The organism is Pedobacter albus (genome assembly GCF_036324255.1).
In the GTDB taxonomy this organism is placed as follows: Bacteria; Bacteroidota; Bacteroidia; order Sphingobacteriales; family Sphingobacteriaceae; genus Pedobacter; species Pedobacter albus.
In genome coordinates, this window is the sequence record NZ_JAZDQT010000003.1 from 589,112 (window position 1) to 608,798 (window position 19,687).

A 19,687-nucleotide genomic window follows, 5' to 3' on the forward strand; every position below is an offset into this window, starting at 1 on the left:
TTAAAACATGATGACCATAAAATATAAGCAATTGGGGTTTAAATCTCTGGTGGGCTTGTTGGGCATATTACCTGTAGCGGCCATGGCTCAAAACCAGCCCCAGCAGGTGGCAGACAGTACGCTGATCAAAAAATTCGATCCCAAAACCTACCTTCAAAAAAACATAGACCGTTGGAATGGCCTTACCAAAAAGGCCAACCAGGTTGGAGGTACATCGACTATTTATGCAGAAGATGTAAACACTACGCCTGTAGCCGATATCACTAACGTAGTAGCTGGCCGATTGCCAGGACTATACACTTTGCAATCATCTGCCCGTACCGGCTTTGACGGTACTGCGCTTACGCTGAGAGGACAGTCGCCAATTATCGTAATTGATGGCGTAGTACGAACCTTTACCAGTTTCAACCCCGATGACATTGAAAGCATTACCGTATTGAAAGACGCCTTGTCTACTTCGATGTATGGCATGCGCTCCTCTGGCGGGGTGGTTTATATCACGACCAAAAAACAGTCGGCTTACAAGCCTTTCGAGATCAAGTTTGGTGCCGAATACGGTCACCTCGAAAACCTGTTCAGTCCCAAATTCATTACCGGTGCCGATTATGCCAGGCTATACAACGAGGCGCAACAGAATACTTCGCCAGGCAGTACGCCTTTGTATAGCGATGCCATGATTTCGGCCTACCAAAACGGAACCAACAATCCTTTTTTGCAACCTAACAATAATTGGTACGACCTGGTTTACAAAAAAAATAGTGCCCAGCAGCGCTACAATTTGGGTGTATCGGGCAATTCGAGTACGTATAAGTATTATGCCAGCTTAGAGCACTTCAGCTCGGATGGCAATTTCGTAACCGATGGCAACAACGCTTACAATACCAACAATTTTTACAAAAGGTACAACATGCGTACCAATGCCGAAATCAATTTCAATGAAGATATTTCGTTGCAGTTGAACGTTTTTGGTTCGATCGAAAATACCAATCAGCCAGGTGGCAATGCCAGTAGCATTATGGGCTTGGTTTATAGCACCTCGCCTTTAGCTTATGCGGTTAAAAACCCAGATGGAACCTATGGCGGTACGGCATCAATTACCAACAACATCTTAGCCAGTACCATTAATTCGGGCTATATCAGAGACAATAGCCGTTCGATTAACGCCGATGTGGCGCTCAAATACAAGCTCGACGACATTACCAAGGGCTTATGGGCCAAGGCGGGTTTATCCATCAACAACTTTTACAACCAAACGGTAACCAGAAGCAAGGGTTTTGCCATTTGGTACCCAACTACCACTGGTTCTACAACTACCTATACCAAATCTGGTGCCGATGGCAACGTATCTGCCGGAACTGGAGTTGCTTCTATTTCTTCGCAATTGAAGCAAACCTATTACAATTTCTTGGTAGGCTACGACCGCGATTTTGGTCAACATCACGTTAATGTATTAGCTAGCTACAATGGCGACAACCGCTTGGCCAGCTATAATCAATTGAACCAGATTTTCCGCACGGCAGGTTTGGCCATCCAATACAATTATGGCGAAAAATATTTTGCCGAACTGGCCAATTCATACGGCAGCTATAACCGCTACGCCAATCCCAACAAATGGATTTATTTGCCATCGTTAGGCTTGGGCTGGGTATTGAGCAAGGAAGATTGGTTCAATTCAAATGCCGTTAACTTCTTGAAACTGAGAAGCACGATTGGCTTAACCGCAAATGCCGATGTGGCCGATTACTACTCGTATATCCAACGCTACAGCAACAGCACCACAGGCTATGTTTTTGGTACAGCCTTAACGAGCGTAACCGGAGCAGCCGAAAATGGCATTGCTACGACCAATATCGGTCCAGAAAAGGCATTGAAGTTTGAGGCCGGTGTTGATGCGGCATTCATCAACCAAAAATTGAATGTAGGCCTTACTTATTATCGCAACCGCTACTATGATTTGTTGCAGGCACCAGCTTATGCCAGCAGTATTATCGGACAAACCTATCCCAACCAAAACATCGGTAAAAGCAGGTTTACGGGTTTGGAATTTACTGCCGATTATACAGGCAAAGCCGGAGAATTTGGTTATAAGCTTGGGCTTAATGCAAGCTTTCAAAAAAGTAGCGTAATCGAAGCGGGCGAGCCTGATTTGCCTTATAGCTGGATGTACAGCAAAGGTAATCCGGTAGGCGCAACCAGGGGCTATGAGGCCATCGGTTTTTACAAAGCCGGCGAAAATGAAACCAATACGCCAACTATTTTGGGCTACAGCCCGATGCCAGGCGATATTAAATATAAAGACCTTAACGGCGATGGCATCATCAGCTCTTTAGACCAAAAACGCATTACTGGCGACAAGCCTTTTGTGTTTGGTGGACTGAACTTCGCTTTCAGCTACAAGGGCTTCGATCTGAATGGCTTGTTGCAGGGCGTATTTAACCGCGAAATCCAATTGAGCCCATCATCTATGCTGGCCTTGAACAACAACACTGGCTATGTGTTGGATTACACCACCGAAAACCGTTGGACACCACAAAACCAAGTCAATGCCACATTGCCACGCCTTACTTTGGGTACAAACCTCAACAATAACGTAAGCTCTAGCTTTTGGTTGAGAAATGCCAACTACCTGCGTCTTAAAAACCTGGAATTGGGCTATAGCCTGCCTAAAACCCTGTTGCAGAAACTGCATGTGTCTAAGCTCAGGGTATTTGTAAATAGCTACAACCTTTTCACCGTGACGAAACTCGATTTTGATCCTGAGTCGTACGTGAGCGGTTTCCCTAATCAAAGGGTAATTAACGGTGGTATATCATTAACCTTATAGCAACAAACTATGAAGAATTATATAATAGCCGTTATCACGGCAATTTGTTTGGCTGGAACGTTGGGCTGTAAAAAAATGACCGAAAACGAACCACTCGAACTCATAGAAAAAGACTTGATTTTCGATTCGAAGGACTCATTGGGCGTTAACGCCGAGCGCTTTCTGAACAATATTTATTCTGGCCTTCCTAATGGATTTAACCGTATTGGCAGCAATATGCTTGATGCGGGTACAGATGATGCCATTCCGAATGCCACAGGCGATGCCATACAGTTTTTTAGCAACGGAGGCATTAGCCCAACCAACATCGTGGATAACGTTTGGGCCAAAAATTATGGCAACATCAGAAAAGTGAACATATTTTTGGCTAACGTTGATGTGGTGCCTCTGAACGTTCGGGGATTGAAAGACCGTTGGAAAGCAGAGGCAAGGTGTTTGAGGGCGATGTCGTATTTCGAACTGATCAAACGCTGGGGAGGCGTACCATTGATTGGAGACAAGGTTTACGAAACCAACGAAACGATTAATATAGCTCGTAGTACTTACCAGCAATGCGTAGATTATATCATTGCCGAACTGGATGCAGCCATGCCTTACCTGCTTACTGCCAATGCTTCGGTAAACGGTACTTTTGCCGCCAACTATTATGGCAGATTTGGCAGGGGAGCTGCCATGGGACTGAAATCGAGATTATTGCTTTATGCCGCTAGTCCGCTAAACAACCCAAGCAATAGTTTAACCAAATGGGCCGACGCAGCCGCAGCTGCAAAAGCCGTAATGGATAGTGTAAGCGCAGGGAAGTTTACCTACAAACTGAACGATGCTGCCACCACCACGCATTACAGCACCACCACCTTGGCCGGTGTAGCACCTTCGGCAACACTTTCGGCCTACGTAACCAACGTCAATAAATTCCTGAGCACTTTTACCACCAACAGTAACAACGAAATCATGTTGCCCTACATGACTACGACCAACAGCACGGTAGAGGCAGCTAATGATCCTGTGGGTTATACGCGTGCCAGTTCAACAGCAGGAAAGACTAATCCGACCCAGGAACTGGTTAATGAGTACGAAATGACCAATGGCAAAATGATTGACGAAACAGGATCGGGCTATACGATTTCCAATCCGTACTACAATCGCGACCCGCGTTTTCCGGCTACGGTAATGTTCGATGGTTTGTATTGGCTTACCCGAAAAGTACAAACTACCGATGGTGGTTTAGACCGTCCGTTTGGCTATGGCAGGGTAACTAAAGGCGAAACCCGCACCGGTTATTACCTGCGCAAATTCATGACCAGCAACAGCAGTGCTACTTCTTACTCAAACTATCCGCACGTGTTCCCGATCATGCGCTATGCCGAAATCCTGCTCAACTACGCCGAAGCGCAAAACGAAGCGGTAGGAGCCGATGCCTCGGTATATGCCGCCATCAACGCGGTAAGGGCTAGGGTAGGCATGCCGAATTTGCCAACTGGCTTGAGCCAAAGCGATATGCGTTTGCGTATTAGGCATGAGCGTAGGGTAGAATTTGCCTTTGAAGAGCACAGGTTCTGGGATATTAGGCGATGGAAAATAGCAGAAGCCGTGTTGAACGGCAAGCTGCATGGCATACAGGCTATTGCCGGCACCACAACCACCTATAACCAGGTTGATGCCGCCGATGCCAAATTCGATGCCAGCAAGATGTACCTGTTTCCTATTCCATTTAACGAACTGGTATCAAACAAATCGATGGTTCAAAATCCCAATTGGTAAACATGAAAACAAATCACATTAAAATATTTATACCATTCCTTTGCCTGTTGCTGGCGTTTTTGATGGCCAATCGTGCCATGGCGCAAACAGGAAAAGTGGTTAGTGGTACTGTGTCTGATAGCCAAGGGCCTATTCCGGCAGTTACCGTTTATGAAAAAGAATTCAGTACTAACGGTGCCCAAACCGACGAGCAGGGCCGATTTACCCTCAAGTTAAAGGGTACCTTAGGCATTATTGTCGTTAAATCAATCGGCTTTCTTAGCCAGGAAATAGACGTCAATAATAAATCTACAATTCAGATCAGGCTCAAGGAAGATACCAAAGGTCTTGAAGAGGTAGTGGTATTGGGCGTGGGCCAAACCGCCAAAAAAGTAACCCTTACCGGTTCGGTAAGTTCTATTTCGGGTAAGGAAATCAGGCAAAGTCCTTCGGCAAGTTTACAAAATACCTTGGCCGGACGCCTACCTGGATTTTTTTCGCAACAACGTGGCGGACAGCCGGGTAAAGACGGTGCAGCTTTCCAGATCAGGGGCATCAATACCTACGCTGGTGGTACTACACCATTGATTATCGTAGATGATGTAGAATTCACTTCTGATCAGATCAGTCAAATTGATCCGAATGAGGTAGAAAGTGTAACCATTTTAAAAGATGCTTCTACTACGGCTGTATATGGCGTAAGAGGTGCCAATGGCGTAATCATCATCACCACGCGTCGTGGCAGTTCGGGCAAGCCAGCCTTGAATTTCAAGAACGAAACCGGTTTGCAAATTCCGACTCAACGCCCTGTGGTGAACGATGGCTATACGACCTTGAGCCTTTTCAGGGAGCGTTTGGCTGGTCAATATACCAATCCGCTGACCTCTTATTCTAACTACTTTGCCGGAAATAACCTGGAGCATTACCGTTTAAACGATGATCCTTACAACTTTCCGAATGTGGACTGGTGGAGTGAAGTGATGAAAAAAGTAAGTATCCAAAACCGGATCAACTTTGATATTTCGGGAGGCAACAATACGGTTAAATACTTCGTCAATCTGGGGTACTTATACCAAGGCGGTTTGTTCAAGGATTTTTCAGAAGGCCAAGGCTATCAATCCAATTACATGTACAACCGTTATAATTTCAGGTCTAACGTAGACATTACGCCTAACAAAACATTAAAGATCAAACTCGATTTATCAGGCAGGTTTGGCATCACCAACGAGCCTAATGATAAGCCTTGGAACAACGGTGGCTCTACTTTCCAGTATTTGTGGAATGGCGAACTTTCGGGCTTTTTGTATCCTGTTTATTGGTCAAACGGATTAATCGCAAGTTCTGCTTCGTCGCTGACCAAACCCAATCCGGTAGCCAACCTCATGTATTCGGGTTATAACCGTTCGTATACCAACAACATTTCGGCGGTTGCCAGTGCCAACCAAGAGCTTGAATTCATTACCAAAGGCCTTTCGGCAAACGGTTTGTTGTCTTTTGCCAGCGATTATGGCTTTAGCCGCAATTTGACCAGAAGCTCGTCAGAGATCTTAGCCTATACTTACACGCCAAGTACCGGCAAATACGATCCGGTAACAGCTAACTTGTACCGTATGGGTGCCTTAACCAGAAGCTCTTCCAACTCAGGTACCAACCGTACGCTCAATTTGAGGGCCAGCTTAAACTACAACCGTACTTTCGGCGTGCATAATGTGGGTGCAGTGGCTTTGTATAATCAAACCACCTATAATGCCGATCCATCGGGTAGTGTAGCTTCTGATCCCTACAACATTAAAGGTTTTACCGGAAAACTGACTTATGCCTACAACCAAAAATACCTGCTCGATTTCACCGCGGCGTACAACGGTTCAGACCGTTTCGAATCGAGCAAGCGTTTCCAATGGTTCCCAGCGGCCAGTATCGGTTGGAATATCAGCGAAGAAAACTTCTTTAAAAACAACATCAAGTTTGTAGATTTCTTTAAACTGAGGGCTTCTTATGGCTTAACCGGTAACGACAATATCGGCAGTAGCACCTACATTTACCAAAAATCATACGGTACAGGTGCCAGTGGAATTATCTTTGGCGAAACGCCACAGAGCTATGGCGGTATTGTAGAGCCTACTTTGGGTAATGCCAACATCACTTGGATGACCACGCAGGATTTTGATGCTGGTTTCGACTTGAAGCTCTTTGGGTCGAGGCTGTCTATTACTGCTGATTATTTCAAGAAAATCACCAAAGACATCTTAACCACACCGGGCCTAATTCCGAGTACTTTCGGGGCCTCGTTGCCGCCTTACAACTTGGGTAAGGTATCAAACAAGGGCTATGAACTAGACCTTACGTATAGAGACAAAATTGGCAAGGACTTTACCTTCTTCGTCAACTCTAACGTAACCTACGCCAAAAACAAAGTCGAATACAGGGATGAGCCAAATTACCTCTATCCATGGTTGGCTTCTACCGGTAAGCCGGTGGGTGCTGTTTTTCAATATACTTTTGATGGTTTTTACCAAAGCCTGAAAGACTTGTATACGGCACCAAGGGTGGCCTCTGCTACGCTATTGAACACAACCAATCTGGGCTCGGCTAAGTTTAAGGACCTGAACGGCGATGGAATTATCGATGCCAATGACAAAGGCTATATCGGCGATAACAACCCGAATTATACGGGTGGATTGAGTTTTGGCTTCTCTTACAAAGGCTTTGACGTATCTACCTTGTTCCAAGGCTCATTCAAGTACATCATCAATATGTACCGCGGCGGCGTAACCTACGCAAGGCCAGAACGCGTATCGGTGCCATGGAATGCCAGCAGATGGACGCCAGTTACCGCCGATTATGCTACTTTCCCAGATTTGGCGGGCGGCACGAATGGCTATGATGGCAATGGAACCAATTGGTCTACCTTGTGGTATGTTAAAGGCGATTACATCAGGTGGAAGCAATTCGAAATCGGCTATCGTTTTTCTACGGCTTTCAGCAAGAAGCTCCATGTAAACAACATCAGGGTATACGCCAACGGTTACAATATGGGCTTGATTTATACCAAGCTTCCATCATTCGTAGATCCTGAATCGGCGCTGAGTACATCGGTTGGCGAGTATCCGCAACAAAGGGTATTCAATTTCGGGATCCAGTTTGGGCTATAATTTTTAAATCTAAAGCAATGAAAAGTAAAATATTAGCAATAGCAGTAGTGGCCTCGGCTTCACTATGGGTTGTATCTTGTAAAAAAGGCGGTTCGCTGGATCCAAAGGTGGAGCCCCTTACCGAAGAAAAAGTATTTGCCGATAGCGCAATGACTTTTAACTTCCTCAACAATATCTATTGGAATACAGGTTTGGATATCCACCCTTACCGCAATACCATTGGCGGTGCTACGGGCACAGGCCCTGGCAGCAGCGATTGGAACGACGCTTTCGAAACCCTATCTACTAACGCCGCCAGTGGCTACTCTGGACAGGATGTTTTTTTAAAGGGAACTTCCAACTCGAGTTCGCATCCATTGTTAGCCATGTGGGCATTGCTGTATAGAAAGGTAAGGGCCGCCAATAAATTCATGGCCAACGTGCCTAATTCGCCAATTTCGGCCAGTCGTAAAAAGACTTTGGTTGCCGAAGCACGCTTCTTAAGAGCGTTCTATTACCAGATGCTTATCCGTTTTTATGGAGGCGTGCAGCTGGTGGGCGATGACGTGAGCGACGAATTCCCAACTTATGATTATAAACGCAACAGCTACAAGGAATGTGTAGATTACGTAGTTGCCGAATATGACAAAGCCGCTGCCGATTTGCCTTCGGCCACTGCTTTAGAGGCCATCAATTATGGCAGGGCAACTTCTGGAGCCTGCAAAGCCTTTAAGGCAAGGTTGTTGCTTACGGCGGCCAGTCCGTTGTTTAACGGCAGTCCGGCTACCACAGATGCCAATTTGTTGCCTCTGATCTGCTATTCGGCCAATTATGATGCCTCTTTATGGCAAAAAGCGGCCGATGCCTGTAAAGCGGTATTGGATTTGCCTGATTATGCTTTGGTAGTTGACAATGCTACGCAACCTGGCTATGGCTTTTGGAAAATGTTTACCAATGGACGTAAAAATACGGAGTTCATTTTTGCCTATAACATTGCTTTGGGTGCCGCTACCAGTAGTAGCTTTACCGAATCCAATGGTAACTTGGAAAGAGCTTGGTTCCCGCGTTCGATCAGCAACAATGGTGGCCAAACCTATATGAATCCGAGCCAAAATGTGGCCGAGGCCTTTGGGATGACCAACGGTAAGCTCATCGGCGAGAGCGGTTCAGGTTTTAATGCTTTGGATCCTTTTAAAAATCGCGATCCAAGGTTCTATTACTCGATCATTTACAATCAGGCTACCATGACCAGCAAAACCACTACGGCACAGGTAGCCATTAACATTTATTCAGACGCCGCAGGCAATCGTGTAGGCGATGGAATTGAGGCTTATTACACCAAAACCGGTTATTATACCCGTAAAATGTGTAACGACCGCATTCCATACAACAGCTTAACCGTTGATCGTTCTTTGCCAATCATGCGTTTGGCAGAAATGGTGTTGGGCTACGCCGAAGCCATAAACGAATTGGGGCAAACAGAAGCGGCGGTAACCGAATTGATTAAAATCAGAAGCCGCGGCGGGGTAGCAGCCGGTACAGATAACCGTTATGGCATCCCGGCAGGCATTAGCAAGGAAAACCTGCGTACGCTGATCCGCAACGAGTACCGTGTAGAGTTTTATGGCGAAGGCCACTGGTTTTATGATACGCGTAGATGGAAAACCGCCGAACAAACCGAAAACGAAGCCTTGAAACTGATTCGTGCCACCCAAAACCCAACGGGAAGCACTTATCCATTCAAATACCAGATCGAGAATCGTATTGTGACAAGATTTCTCGCCCCAGCCATGTATTTCGTGCCTATTCCGTTAAGCGAAATACTCAAGTCGAAAGACAAGCTGCTTCAAAATCCAGGATGGTAGAATAGCGCTATATAAACCGTGCATAGGCGGAAGAAATTCCGCTTATGCACTTTTAACCCATGTCTAAACCTAAAAAACCAAAAACATGAAAAAAATCATCCTCTCCGCTATTGCGGTATTGTTGTTGCTGGTTGGCGCAAACAGCCAAAGCCAGGCGCAAACCGTTTATTACAACCCCAATCCCTCTTTTAGTTTTTTTGTAGATCCCGGATTTCCGCCCTATGGCGATTATGCCTGGATATTGGCTCAAGACGATTCCTTTGAAGTAGCTGATGCCATTAACGGCGAATCGATAACCATTGTATACCGCATTTACCACAAAGATTACCCCACAGTAACTTCAGACAATATTACCCTCGAAAGTCCTTGGGGCGTTTTCTCCACCCGCGATTCGGCCAATCCGGCGCCGGGTTCGCTGCCTAATAACGGTACGCTAGACCTGTTTAACGACGGTGCCTATGATGTAGACAACAACCTGTTGCGTGTTGAAATCATCAGTGCCACGGGTACAGTTTCTGGCCAGCCTTATACCATTGTTCAACGTTAAAAACAAGCCTATTGCGCATATTCTACCAGCCTATCTAAACAGCAAGGAACAATTTGTTGACTATTTATTCATCAAAATCATTCTCTAAACCATGAAAACAAGAAAAACAAGTCAGCTTTTTTTAGCGTCGCTGCTTACGGGCGCGCTATTGATCAGTGCCTGCGAAAAGGCACAGGTAACCCCTGTAACCACCAATAACCTCAAGGTAGCCACCAAATCGACCCTGCCTACAGGCTATACTGTTCCAACTTTTGTAACCAACCCCAAAAACCTCAACATCGTGATGTTCGTGCCTACGGATAATCCGGCACTGAGCGACTATAAAACCCGTTTAACCGATCTGATGGTCCATTTTCAGAACTGGTTGCATACCGAAATGTCGCGCTATGGCTACGACAAATACATGGGCTTGGCCAAAGATACCAGCGGACTGGTTAAGTTTATTGAGATACCCGCCCAAGGACCACAGGCCGATTATCCTTACAGTTCGAGCATTTCGGCCAATAAGATCATCAACGAAGTGAACGCCTACAAAGCCACACATGCCAGCGAGTTTTCCAATTCGCAGCACATGCTTATTTTGTTGCCGCAACGTACCGATGCCAGTAGCGATGGCCAGCCGTTTTATGGCTATGGCAAATATTGCTTCGCCCTCGATAACAGCAATATGGCTGTGAGCAAAATTCCCAATCCGAGCTCAAATTACATTGGTGGCATGCTACACGAGCTGGGCCACGGCCTCAACCTGCCCCACGACCACGGCAAGTACACCACCGAGCAACCCACCTTGGGCACTTCGCTCATGTCTGATGGCAACGTAACCTTTAGCAAAGGCCAACCTACCTTCCTGACCGGTGTTGATGCGGCAATATTGAACCGAAACGAGGTATTTCAGGATCCTTTGCCAAGCGAAACACCTTATGGCAGTGCAACTACCACCATTAATGCCAACATGAGCTACAACAGCAGTACGCAGACTTTCAGTTTATTGGGCAATTTTACCAGCGATAAAACCGTAAGCGATATCTTGGTTTACCTCGATCCTAAGACAAGTGCCAGCGATGCTGATTACAATGCGGTAACCTGGCGCTTTGATCCTGGAGCCAGCAATACCTTAACGGGTACCATGGCCCTCAACGATTTGTATTACAAAAACAATGAGCCCTACGAGTTGCGAGTGAAGCTTTTGCTCAATAACGGTAGCACCATTTCAAAAGCTTATTCTTTCTCGTTTTCGGGAGGAGTGCCTCAGATTGGTGTAAACGGATCGGCCAAGTTTTACCAAAATGCCAGCTATGGAGGCTATGGCGTTTCGCTGCCGGTTGGCAATTATACTACAGCCGATTTGGTGAGCTTGGGAATCAGCAATAATGATATCTCGTCGGTTAATGTGGGCGTTGGTGTCAAAGTGATTTTATACGATGGCGACAACTTTACCGGAAGCAGTTTCGAGCTCACTTCGTCGAGCACTTACCTGTCAACATTTAACGACAAAGCTTCTTCTATCAAAGTAATAGCACTTTAATTAAATAAAATACCCCAGTGTTTAGGCACTGGGGTTTGAAATGAATAACTTTAGCATGCATAACCTATAAGACCTAGAAAAACATACATGACCTTCAAAAGAACAATATTCTTTTTTTGTAGCTTGCTTGTGCAGTTAACTATAGCTAAGGCACAAGCACCTGCGCCCGATTTAACCTGGTTCAGGGAAGCCAAATTCGGCCTCTTCTTGCACTGGGGCCTGTATTCGCAAACGGCTGGCGACTGGAATGGGCATCCTGCCAAAGGCGGCGAGCATTTTATGCTGTACGAACGCATCCCGGTAAAAACCTATACCACCATTGCCAACGACTTTAATCCGGTTAAATTCAATGCCGACGAATGGGTAAGGCAGGCCAAGGCCACAGGCATGAAGTATATTGTTTATACCACCAAACACCACGATGGCTTTGCCATGTATAATTCGGCCGTAAGCGATTACAACATCGTAAAACAAACGCCATTTAAAAAAGATCCACTGGCCGAATTGGCCGTGGCCTGCAAAAAATACGACATCAAACTCTGTTTGTATTACTCGCTGGGGCGCGATTGGGAAGACCCCGATGTGCCGACCAACTGGCCGGTAAAAGCAGGGCGAAGCAATACTTGGGATTATCCAAACGAAGATGCCAAGGTATTTAACCGTTATTTTGAGCGTAAGGTAAAACCTCAAATCAAGGAATTATTAAGCAATTACGGCCCGATAGGCGTGCTGTGGTTCGATACGCCCGAACTGATCAGCAAAAAAGAAAGCGCCGAATTGCGCGCACTGGTTGCCCAACTGCAACCACAATGTCTAGTAAACAGTCGCATTGGCGGAGGTTACGGCGATTTTTCCATTTCGGAACAGACCTTGGATGCTTCATCGAAAAAAGCCTGGGAAGCCTGCATCACCATTGGCAAAAACTGGGGCTATAGCCGTCACGATAGCACCTGGAAATCGGCTGAAATGCTGGTGCGCAACCTTATTGATGTAGTAGCCAACAACGGCAATCTCCTGCTCAACGTAGGGCCAATGGGCAATGGCGCCTTCCCCAATTGGGCTGTTAAAAGGCTTGATACCATTGGTGCTTGGATGAAAATCAACCAAGAAGCCATTACCGGAACCTCGCCTTTTCGCATACCAGCCGAAGGCTACAGCAAGGAAACGGCAAAAACCGACGATAAAAATACCATGAAGGATGCCGTACACGATGCTACGCCTAAATCTACCAAAGCCGACGTGTTTTTTACCACCAAAGGCAAAACCGTTTATGCCCTGCTCAGAAGCTGGAAAAGCCAGTCGGTATGGCTCAAAAGCCTCAATGGCATGCCCGTACAAGCCATTAGTTTATTGGGAAGCCGTAAAAAAATAACCTGGCAACAAACCACTGATGGAGTAGTTATTACGCTACCAGCAGATTTTTCGAAAACCAATCTTATTCCAATATACACCTTAAAAATAGACCTGAAATGAACAAAGTCCTCTGCACGATTTTTTTAGGCCTGCTGGGCCTGGGGCTAAGGGCACAGACACCGTTGGCCATTATTCCTTATCCAAAGCAGGTGGCGGTACAAACAGGCACATTCACTTTTGATCAAAAGACTACGATTTATGCCTTAAATGATGAACTGCAAAGCCAACAACAGTATTTGCGGCAGAGCCTTTTTCAGCTGTATGGTTTCAACTTTTACCAAAGCAAAGACAAAAAAGCATCGATTGTTTTAAAGCTCAGCGGCAAGCCTGGCGTTAAGGGTGCTTATCAGCTTACCATCAATCCTTCACAAATTGTGATTGAGGCACCAACCGTTAATGGTGTATTTAACGGCATCCAATCCCTGTTGCAGCTGCTGCGCGGTGCCGGCGAATTTAAAAACGGACTAAAAATCCCATCATTATCAATTAAAGACGAGCCGCTGTACCAATGGCGCGGTTTTATGCTCGACGAATCAAGGCATTTCTTTGGCAAAAAGAAGGTAAAAGCCTTGCTCGATTGGATGGCGCTGTATAAGCTCAACCGTTTCCATTGGCATTTAACCGATGAGCCGGCTTGGCGCTTGGCCATCAAAAAATATCCGATGCTCACCTTAATTGGAGGCATTGGCACTTACACCGATCCCAACGAGCCGGCTCAATATTACAGCCAGGCCGATATTGAAGAAATTATAGCCTACGCGGCTGCACGTTTTATTGAGGTGATCCCCGAAATTGATATGCCTGGGCATGCTACGGCGGCCAACAGGGCTTATCCGGCCTTTACCGGTGGCGGTTCTAAAGACCATCCGGAATTTACCTTTAATCCCGGCAAGGAAAAAACCTACGCCTATTTGGCCAACATCCTGCAAGAAACGCAATTGCTGTTTCCTTCAAACCTCATTCATTTGGGTGGTGATGAAGTGAGCTTTGGCAACGAAAAATGGAATGCCGATAGTGGCATTACCGCCTTAAAACAGCAACAAGGTTTGGCCAATAACCTGGCTGTAGAGCGCTATTTTATGAAACGCATGGCCGATTCGGTTTTTGCCATGAATGGCAAAGTGGCGGTGTGGGACGAAATGGTTGATGCCGGTTTGCCCGTGGATAATACCGTTATCTTTTGGTGGCGCCACGATAAGCCTGTCCAGTTGGAACAAGCGCTGGATAAAGGCTACGCCACCGTGCTCTGTCCGAGATTGCCGCTGTATTTTGATTTTGTGCAAGACAAAAGCCATCAGCATGGCCGCAAATGGGATGGCAAATTCAACGACCTGCTTTCCGTATATCATTTTGATGTAGCTGGCCTTACCAGCAAATCAACGGCATCTGTTTTGGGCTTGCAGGCTAACCTCTGGACAGAAACCGTTCAGAACGAACAACGTTTCGATTATTTGGTGTTTCCGCGTTTGGCAGCTTTGGCCGCGGCGGCTTGGACGGCGCCAGCCTCTAGAAATGACGAACAATTTCTAGATCAGGTAAAAATCCATATCGATTGGTATAAAAAAGCAGGATTGAACTTTTACAATCCTTTTAATCCAACACAAACCCCGGAGCCGGCCAGCAAACGCAGGCTGCCCCTAAATTATAAAGACTAATGAGAAGATGGCTTTTTTTGATCTGCCTATCAGCCAGCGGTTTTTTTGCTAAAGCCCAGCGCCTCAATTGGGCTTCGTTTATGGACCAACAGGCCATGCAATGGGATGCCATTGGCCGTAACTATTACAGCGGTGCCCTGTTGGGCAATGGCCTGCTCGGTGTTAACATTTATCAGCCCGAAAAAGAAGCCCTGCGTTTTGCCATTGGTCGCAGCGATGTAACCGACAACCGCGTAGCGCAATACCCGGAAGCGAGCAAGCTTTACACGCAGGCCCGTTTGCCCATTGGCTATTTTAAACTCGTAACCAAAGGACGCATTTTAACTGCTACCGCCAAGCTCGATATTTACACGGCAAAGGCCGAAGGAAAACTGACGACCGACTCGGGCGAAGTCCAGTTTATGGCCTATGTATCGGCCGTAAAAGATGTGATTACCATCGATTTGCAGGGCAGGGGCAAAGAACAGCCACGCTTGGAGTTTGTACCCGAGCCAAGCATCAGTCCGCGCTTTTTGCAGAGCTATCCCAAAGACAAGCCTGCAGATTTTGCGCCAAATCCACCTATCGAAAAAACAACGAATAACAGGTTCACCATTTATCATCAAGCTTTGCTTAATGGTGGCGGCTATTCAACCGTTTATCAAACTATTTCCGATAATCAACACGCTCAGACCATGATCAGTATTGGCTATGATGAAGACAACAGCAGGGATGAGACAGCCCTAGCGCAGCAAAACCTAATCGACTTCCAAAAAAGCGGTGCCAATTTTGCCGAACACGAAAAATGGTGGCGCAATTATTACCCTAAAAGTTTTGTTTCGGTGCCCGATAAGCGCATGGAAACCTTTTACTGGGCACAATTGTACAAACTGGCCGCTTTAACGCGTCCAACCAAGCCCATGATCGATTTGATGGGCCCTTGGACCAATCCTACGCCGTGGCCTGCCATTTGGTGGAATTTGAATACGCAACTTACTTATTCGCCCCTGTTCACTTCCAACCATGTAGAACTGGCCGAGCCTTTGTTCGACGCCCTCAACCGCTATCAGAACAACCTGATTGAAAACGCACCCAAGGCTTGGCAAAACGATGCGGCGGCCATCGGCAGGTCGTCGTCTTACAATCTGGTCAGCAAAATAAGCGAAGCCGAAATAGAAAAAGGAAGCTTTGAATCGGCAAACCTCACCTGGACGCTTTTTTATTACTACCAGTATTATTTGTATACTGGCGATCGGGCTACGCTGAAAGATAAAATCTACCCCTTGCTCAAAAGGAGCACTAATTTCTTGATCCATGTATTAAAAAAAGACGAGCAGGGCATTTACCATTTGCGAGAATCGTTTTCGCCCGAATATAAAAGCGCCGTAGATGCCAATTATGGTTTGGCTTCTTTAAATTGGGCGCTAAATACGCTCCTGGCGATTAACAACGAACTCGGCTTGAAAGACAAGGATGCTGCCAAATGGCAAGAAATCAAAGCCAAGCTGGCCCCATATCCGCAAAACGAAACCGGTTTCATGATTGGAAAAGATGTAGCCTTAGAAAGTTCGCATCGCCATTATTCGCACTTGATGATGATTTATCCCTATCATTTGGTGAACTGGGATCAGCCAGGAAGCCATGAGGTGATTGAAAAATCCATCCAGCACTGGCTGTCGCTAAAGGGAGCCCTGCAGGGTTACACCTTTACGGGTGCCGCATCGATGTACGCCAGCATGGGCAAAGGCGATTTGGCTTACGATATGCTTAACCAGCTCTTCGACAAATACATCAGGCCGAATACGCTTTACGAAGAATCGGGTCCGGTAATCGAAACTCCTTTATCGGCTTTGACTTCGGTGCAGGAAATGCTGCTCCAATCGTGGGGCGGTAAGATCCGGGTTTTCCCGGCCATCCCTACTACTTGGAAAAATGCGGCATTTGACCAGTTGCTGGCCGTAGGCGCCTTTGAGGTATCGGCCAAGCTAGAAAACGGGAAGACCACCTACATCAAGATCAAAAGCAAAATTGGCGGTACTTGTATCCTGCAAACTACGCTCAAACCTCTGGTGGTAAAAAGCGACAAAGGCAAAACGCCAACATTGAAGCAAACACAGGTTGAGGGCAAGCAGTTGCTTGTTTTCGAAACCGAGCCTGGCCAAACCATCGAATTTTTCGCCTCTAAAGATACCAACAAAATGATTTTCCCTGTAGCCTACGAGTTTTACAAAGACTGGCAATGGGGATTGAACAAAGGCAAAACCAAATAAACAGCACATCTGAAAATTTATATGAAAACAACACATCAACTTCGAAAACTAAAATTAGCGTGTCTTTTGGCACTGGCAACGGGCGGAGGTACGGCCATGGCCCAGCAAGCTGCTGCGGTTAAAACCGACACCATTCCGCTAAAATATGGCGCTCATCGTACGGGCAACAGAAACGATGCCGAAATGGAACGCTGGCGCGACTACGGCTTGGGACAGTTTATCCACTGGGGCGTTTATGCCATTCCGGGTGGCCATTGGGAAGGCAAAAGCTATAACGGTGCAGCCGAATGGATCAGGTCTTGGGGAGGCAACGGCGCGCCGGCCAACTGGAAAGAAACTTACGACAACCTGTACAAACAGTTTAATCCAACCGATTTTGATGCTAAAAAATGGGCCAAGCAAGCCAAGGCCATGGGGGCAAAATATTTGATTTTTACCACCAAGCACCACGATGGCTTTTGTTTGTGGCCGAGCAAGTACACCGAATACACCATTAAAAACACCCCATACAAAAAGGATATCGTAAAACAGGTGGTTGATGCCTACAATGCCGAAGGAATTGACGTGTACCTGTACTTTTCAATCATCGACTGGAACCATCCCGGCTATCGCAGTGCGGCGCCAAAAACCGAAAAAGACAGCCTGGCTTACGAAGATTTTAAACAGTTTACCAAAAACCAATTGCTCGAACTGCTCGAAAGATATCCAACTACCAAGGGCTTTTGGTTTGATGGCACTTGGGACCAGGCCTGGATTAAGCAAGCAGGTTTTACCGATGCCTTGGAAAAAGAGCTGCGTAAAATCCACCCAGGCCTCATCATTGGCAGCCGTTTCAGGGCCGACGAGAATGGCAAGCGCCATTTTGATAGCAACAATAAACTGATGGGCGATTACGAACAGGGCTGGGAGCGCAAATTGCCAGCCAGTTATGATGTGGTAGCCGGCAGAGATTGGGATTGCGTAATGACCATTCCGCCAAACCAATGGGGCTACAATTCCGACTGGAAATCATCATACGTTAAAACCGCTTCCGATTTGAGCCAGATGCTGATGCAGGCCGTTTCGATGAATGGCAACCTGGTGATCAACTTTGGTCCCGATGGTAAAGGCAACATCAGACCCGAAGAAGGCAACATTGCGCAGCAATTGGGGCAATGGGTAAGCCAAAGTGGCGAAGCCATTTATGGTACACGCTATGCCGGTTTGCCAAAACCTGATTATGGCTATTACACCAAAAAAGGCCAGCAGCTCTTTTTAACCGTATTCAATCAGCCAGTCAATAAGGTGTTGCGCCTGGCTATTCCGCGCGATTATGCCGACGAACCTAAACAAGTGACCGTTGCGGGTAAAAAACTGGAGGTAAAACGTATTGACATGGGCATGGATCGCGATAAAAACCTGTACTACGATGTGATATTGCCTAATGATTTCAATCCTAAGCAACCTTATGTCATAACCATCGACATGGAAAAAGCCAACAAAAAGCAAAGCACTTTCGGCGACGCCAAAACCTAGATCCTATACATTAATTGCAACTACTACAAAAATGATAAAAAGAATAAATTTAATACTCCTGTTGGTTATTGCTTTGTCGCCAAGTTTTGCACAGGTAAAAGACAAGGCCATGGCCAATCTGATAGACAGGCAATTTAAGCTGGCGCAGCAACAGTACCAATTGTTGGGCCAAAACACACCGGCCACACGCATGCCCAAAACCTATTATGCCGCTAAAAACAAATGGGAAAGCAGCGATACGCAATGGTGGTGCAGCGGTTTCTATCCAGGAAGCCTACTTTATATTTATGAGTATACCAAAGATACCGCCACTTTAAGTGAAGCCAAAAAAAGGTTGGCTGTGCTCGAAAAGGAAAAGCACTATACCGGCAATCACGATTTGGGTTTTATGATGTACTGCAGCTTTGGCAATGCCTATCGCATTACCCATAATCCGCTTTACAGGCCAACACTCGATACGGCGGCGGCCTCGTTGGTTACCCGCTACAGGCCCGATGCTAAAGTAATCCAGTCGTGGAATGCAAGCAAAACCTGGAAAGGCCCCGTAATTATCGACAACATGATGAATCTCGAGCTGTTGCTGTGGGTAAGCCAAAATGGTGGCGATAAAAAATTGAGGCAAATTGCGCTGAACCATGCCGATGCCACGCTCAAAAACCATTTCCGTAAAGATTACAGCTCTTATCACGTAGTGGATTACGACATGAGCAACGGCAATGTGGTGAAAAAAGCAACCGCTCAGGGCGCTGCCGACGAATCAGCTTGGGCTAGGGGACAGGCCTGGGGCTTGTATGGCTACACCATGATGTACCGTTTTACCAAAGACAAACGTTACCTGGAACAAGCCAAGCATATCGCCGATTTTATCCTCAAAAATCCTGCTTTGCCTGCCGATGGTATTCCGTATTGGGATTTTAACGCACCCAATATTCCGAATACTTACCGCGATGCTTCGGCGGGAGCAATCATTGCATCGGCATTGCTGGAATTGGGGCAATACAGCAATAAAAAGGAACAGGCTTTTTATCTGGCAAATGCCAAAAAGATGTTGGTATCCCTTTCAGGCGAAGAGTATACCGCCAAAGCTGGCACTAATGGTGGCTTTTTGTTGAAACACAGCGTGGGTGCATTGCCTTCAAAATCGGAAGTTGATGTACCTTTAACCTATGCCGACTATTACTATTTAGAGGCACTTTTAAGATATAAGAACTGGTATTTATAAT

11 protein-coding genes are annotated in these 19,687 nt (G+C 46.4%); all 11 read left to right on the top strand.

Annotated features, from left to right (window positions below):
• Positions 1-7 precede the first annotated feature (7 nt).
• The 11 genes from VRU48_RS17750 to VRU48_RS17800 all read left to right on the top strand — a co-directional run bounded on the left by VRU48_RS17750 (position 8) and on the right by VRU48_RS17800 (position 19,686).
• Entirely contained in the window at positions 8-2,824 is a 2,817-nt protein-coding gene (locus VRU48_RS17750) for a SusC/RagA family TonB-linked outer membrane protein (protein ID WP_330109260.1), read from the top strand.
• A 9-nt stretch (positions 2,825-2,833) separates the two neighbouring features.
• Positions 2,834-4,585, top strand: a complete 1,752-nt coding sequence (locus VRU48_RS17755) for a RagB/SusD family nutrient uptake outer membrane protein (protein ID WP_330109261.1) — start codon at positions 2,834-2,836, stop codon at positions 4,583-4,585.
• Positions 4,586-4,587: 2 nt separating this feature from the next.
• On the top strand, positions 4,588-7,716 hold the full coding sequence (locus VRU48_RS17760; protein WP_330109262.1) for a SusC/RagA family TonB-linked outer membrane protein: 3,129 nt from the start codon (positions 4,588-4,590) through the stop codon (positions 7,714-7,716).
• A gap of 17 nt (positions 7,717-7,733) precedes the next feature.
• On the top strand, positions 7,734-9,560 hold the full coding sequence (locus VRU48_RS17765) for a RagB/SusD family nutrient uptake outer membrane protein (protein WP_330109263.1): 1,827 nt from the start codon (positions 7,734-7,736) through the stop codon (positions 9,558-9,560).
• An 85-nt stretch (positions 9,561-9,645) separates the two neighbouring features.
• On the top strand, positions 9,646-10,107 hold the full coding sequence (locus VRU48_RS17770; protein WP_330109264.1) for a hypothetical protein: 462 nt from the start codon (positions 9,646-9,648) through the stop codon (positions 10,105-10,107).
• Between the two features lie 91 nt (positions 10,108-10,198).
• Positions 10,199-11,632 carry a beta/gamma crystallin family protein gene (locus VRU48_RS17775; RefSeq protein ID WP_330109265.1) on the top strand — a complete coding sequence of 478 codons (1,434 nt, stop codon included), beginning with the start codon at positions 10,199-10,201 and terminating at the stop codon, positions 11,630-11,632.
• A 129-nt stretch (positions 11,633-11,761) separates the two neighbouring features.
• Complete coding sequence (locus VRU48_RS17780) at positions 11,762-13,105, top strand: alpha-L-fucosidase (protein WP_330109266.1); 1,344 nt, start codon at positions 11,762-11,764, stop codon at positions 13,103-13,105.
• A complete protein-coding gene (locus VRU48_RS17785) occupies positions 13,102-14,700 on the top strand; it encodes a beta-N-acetylhexosaminidase (RefSeq protein WP_330109267.1) in 1,599 nt (532 codons plus the stop codon). The genes VRU48_RS17780 and VRU48_RS17785 overlap by 4 nt, the downstream gene beginning before the upstream one ends.
• Entirely contained in the window at positions 14,700-16,949 is a 2,250-nt protein-coding gene (locus VRU48_RS17790; RefSeq protein ID WP_330109268.1) for a glycosyl hydrolase family 95 catalytic domain-containing protein, read from the top strand. Before VRU48_RS17785 ends, VRU48_RS17790 begins: the two co-directional genes overlap by 1 nt.
• A 66-nt stretch (positions 16,950-17,015) precedes the next feature.
• Entirely contained in the window at positions 17,016-18,464 is a 1,449-nt protein-coding gene (locus tag VRU48_RS17795) for an alpha-L-fucosidase (protein WP_330109269.1), read from the top strand.
• Between the two features lie 31 nt (positions 18,465-18,495).
• Positions 18,496-19,686, top strand: a complete 1,191-nt coding sequence (locus VRU48_RS17800; RefSeq protein WP_330109270.1) for a glycoside hydrolase family 88 protein — start codon at positions 18,496-18,498, stop codon at positions 19,684-19,686.
• Position 19,687: the final 1 nt, after the last annotated feature.

Excerpts from the sequence above, each read along its gene's own strand:
- VRU48_RS17765 (WP_330109263.1), top strand. The coding sequence starts at position 7,734 with ATGAAAAGTAAAATATTAGCAATAGCAGTAGTGGCCTCGGCTTCACTA.
- VRU48_RS17800 (WP_330109270.1), top strand. The coding sequence starts at position 18,496 with ATGATAAAAAGAATAAATTTAATACTCCTGTTGGTTATTGCTTTGTCG.
- VRU48_RS17785 (WP_330109267.1), top strand. The coding sequence starts at position 13,102 with ATGAACAAAGTCCTCTGCACGATTTTTTTAGGCCTGCTGGGCCTGGGG.
- VRU48_RS17790 (WP_330109268.1), top strand. The coding sequence starts at position 14,700 with ATGAGAAGATGGCTTTTTTTGATCTGCCTATCAGCCAGCGGTTTTTTT.
- VRU48_RS17750 (WP_330109260.1), top strand. The coding sequence starts at position 8 with ATGATGACCATAAAATATAAGCAATTGGGGTTTAAATCTCTGGTGGGC.
- VRU48_RS17755 (WP_330109261.1), top strand. The coding sequence starts at position 2,834 with ATGAAGAATTATATAATAGCCGTTATCACGGCAATTTGTTTGGCTGGA.
- VRU48_RS17770 (WP_330109264.1), top strand. The coding sequence starts at position 9,646 with ATGAAAAAAATCATCCTCTCCGCTATTGCGGTATTGTTGTTGCTGGTT.
- VRU48_RS17760 (WP_330109262.1), top strand. The coding sequence starts at position 4,588 with ATGAAAACAAATCACATTAAAATATTTATACCATTCCTTTGCCTGTTG.
- VRU48_RS17775 (WP_330109265.1), top strand. The coding sequence starts at position 10,199 with ATGAAAACAAGAAAAACAAGTCAGCTTTTTTTAGCGTCGCTGCTTACG.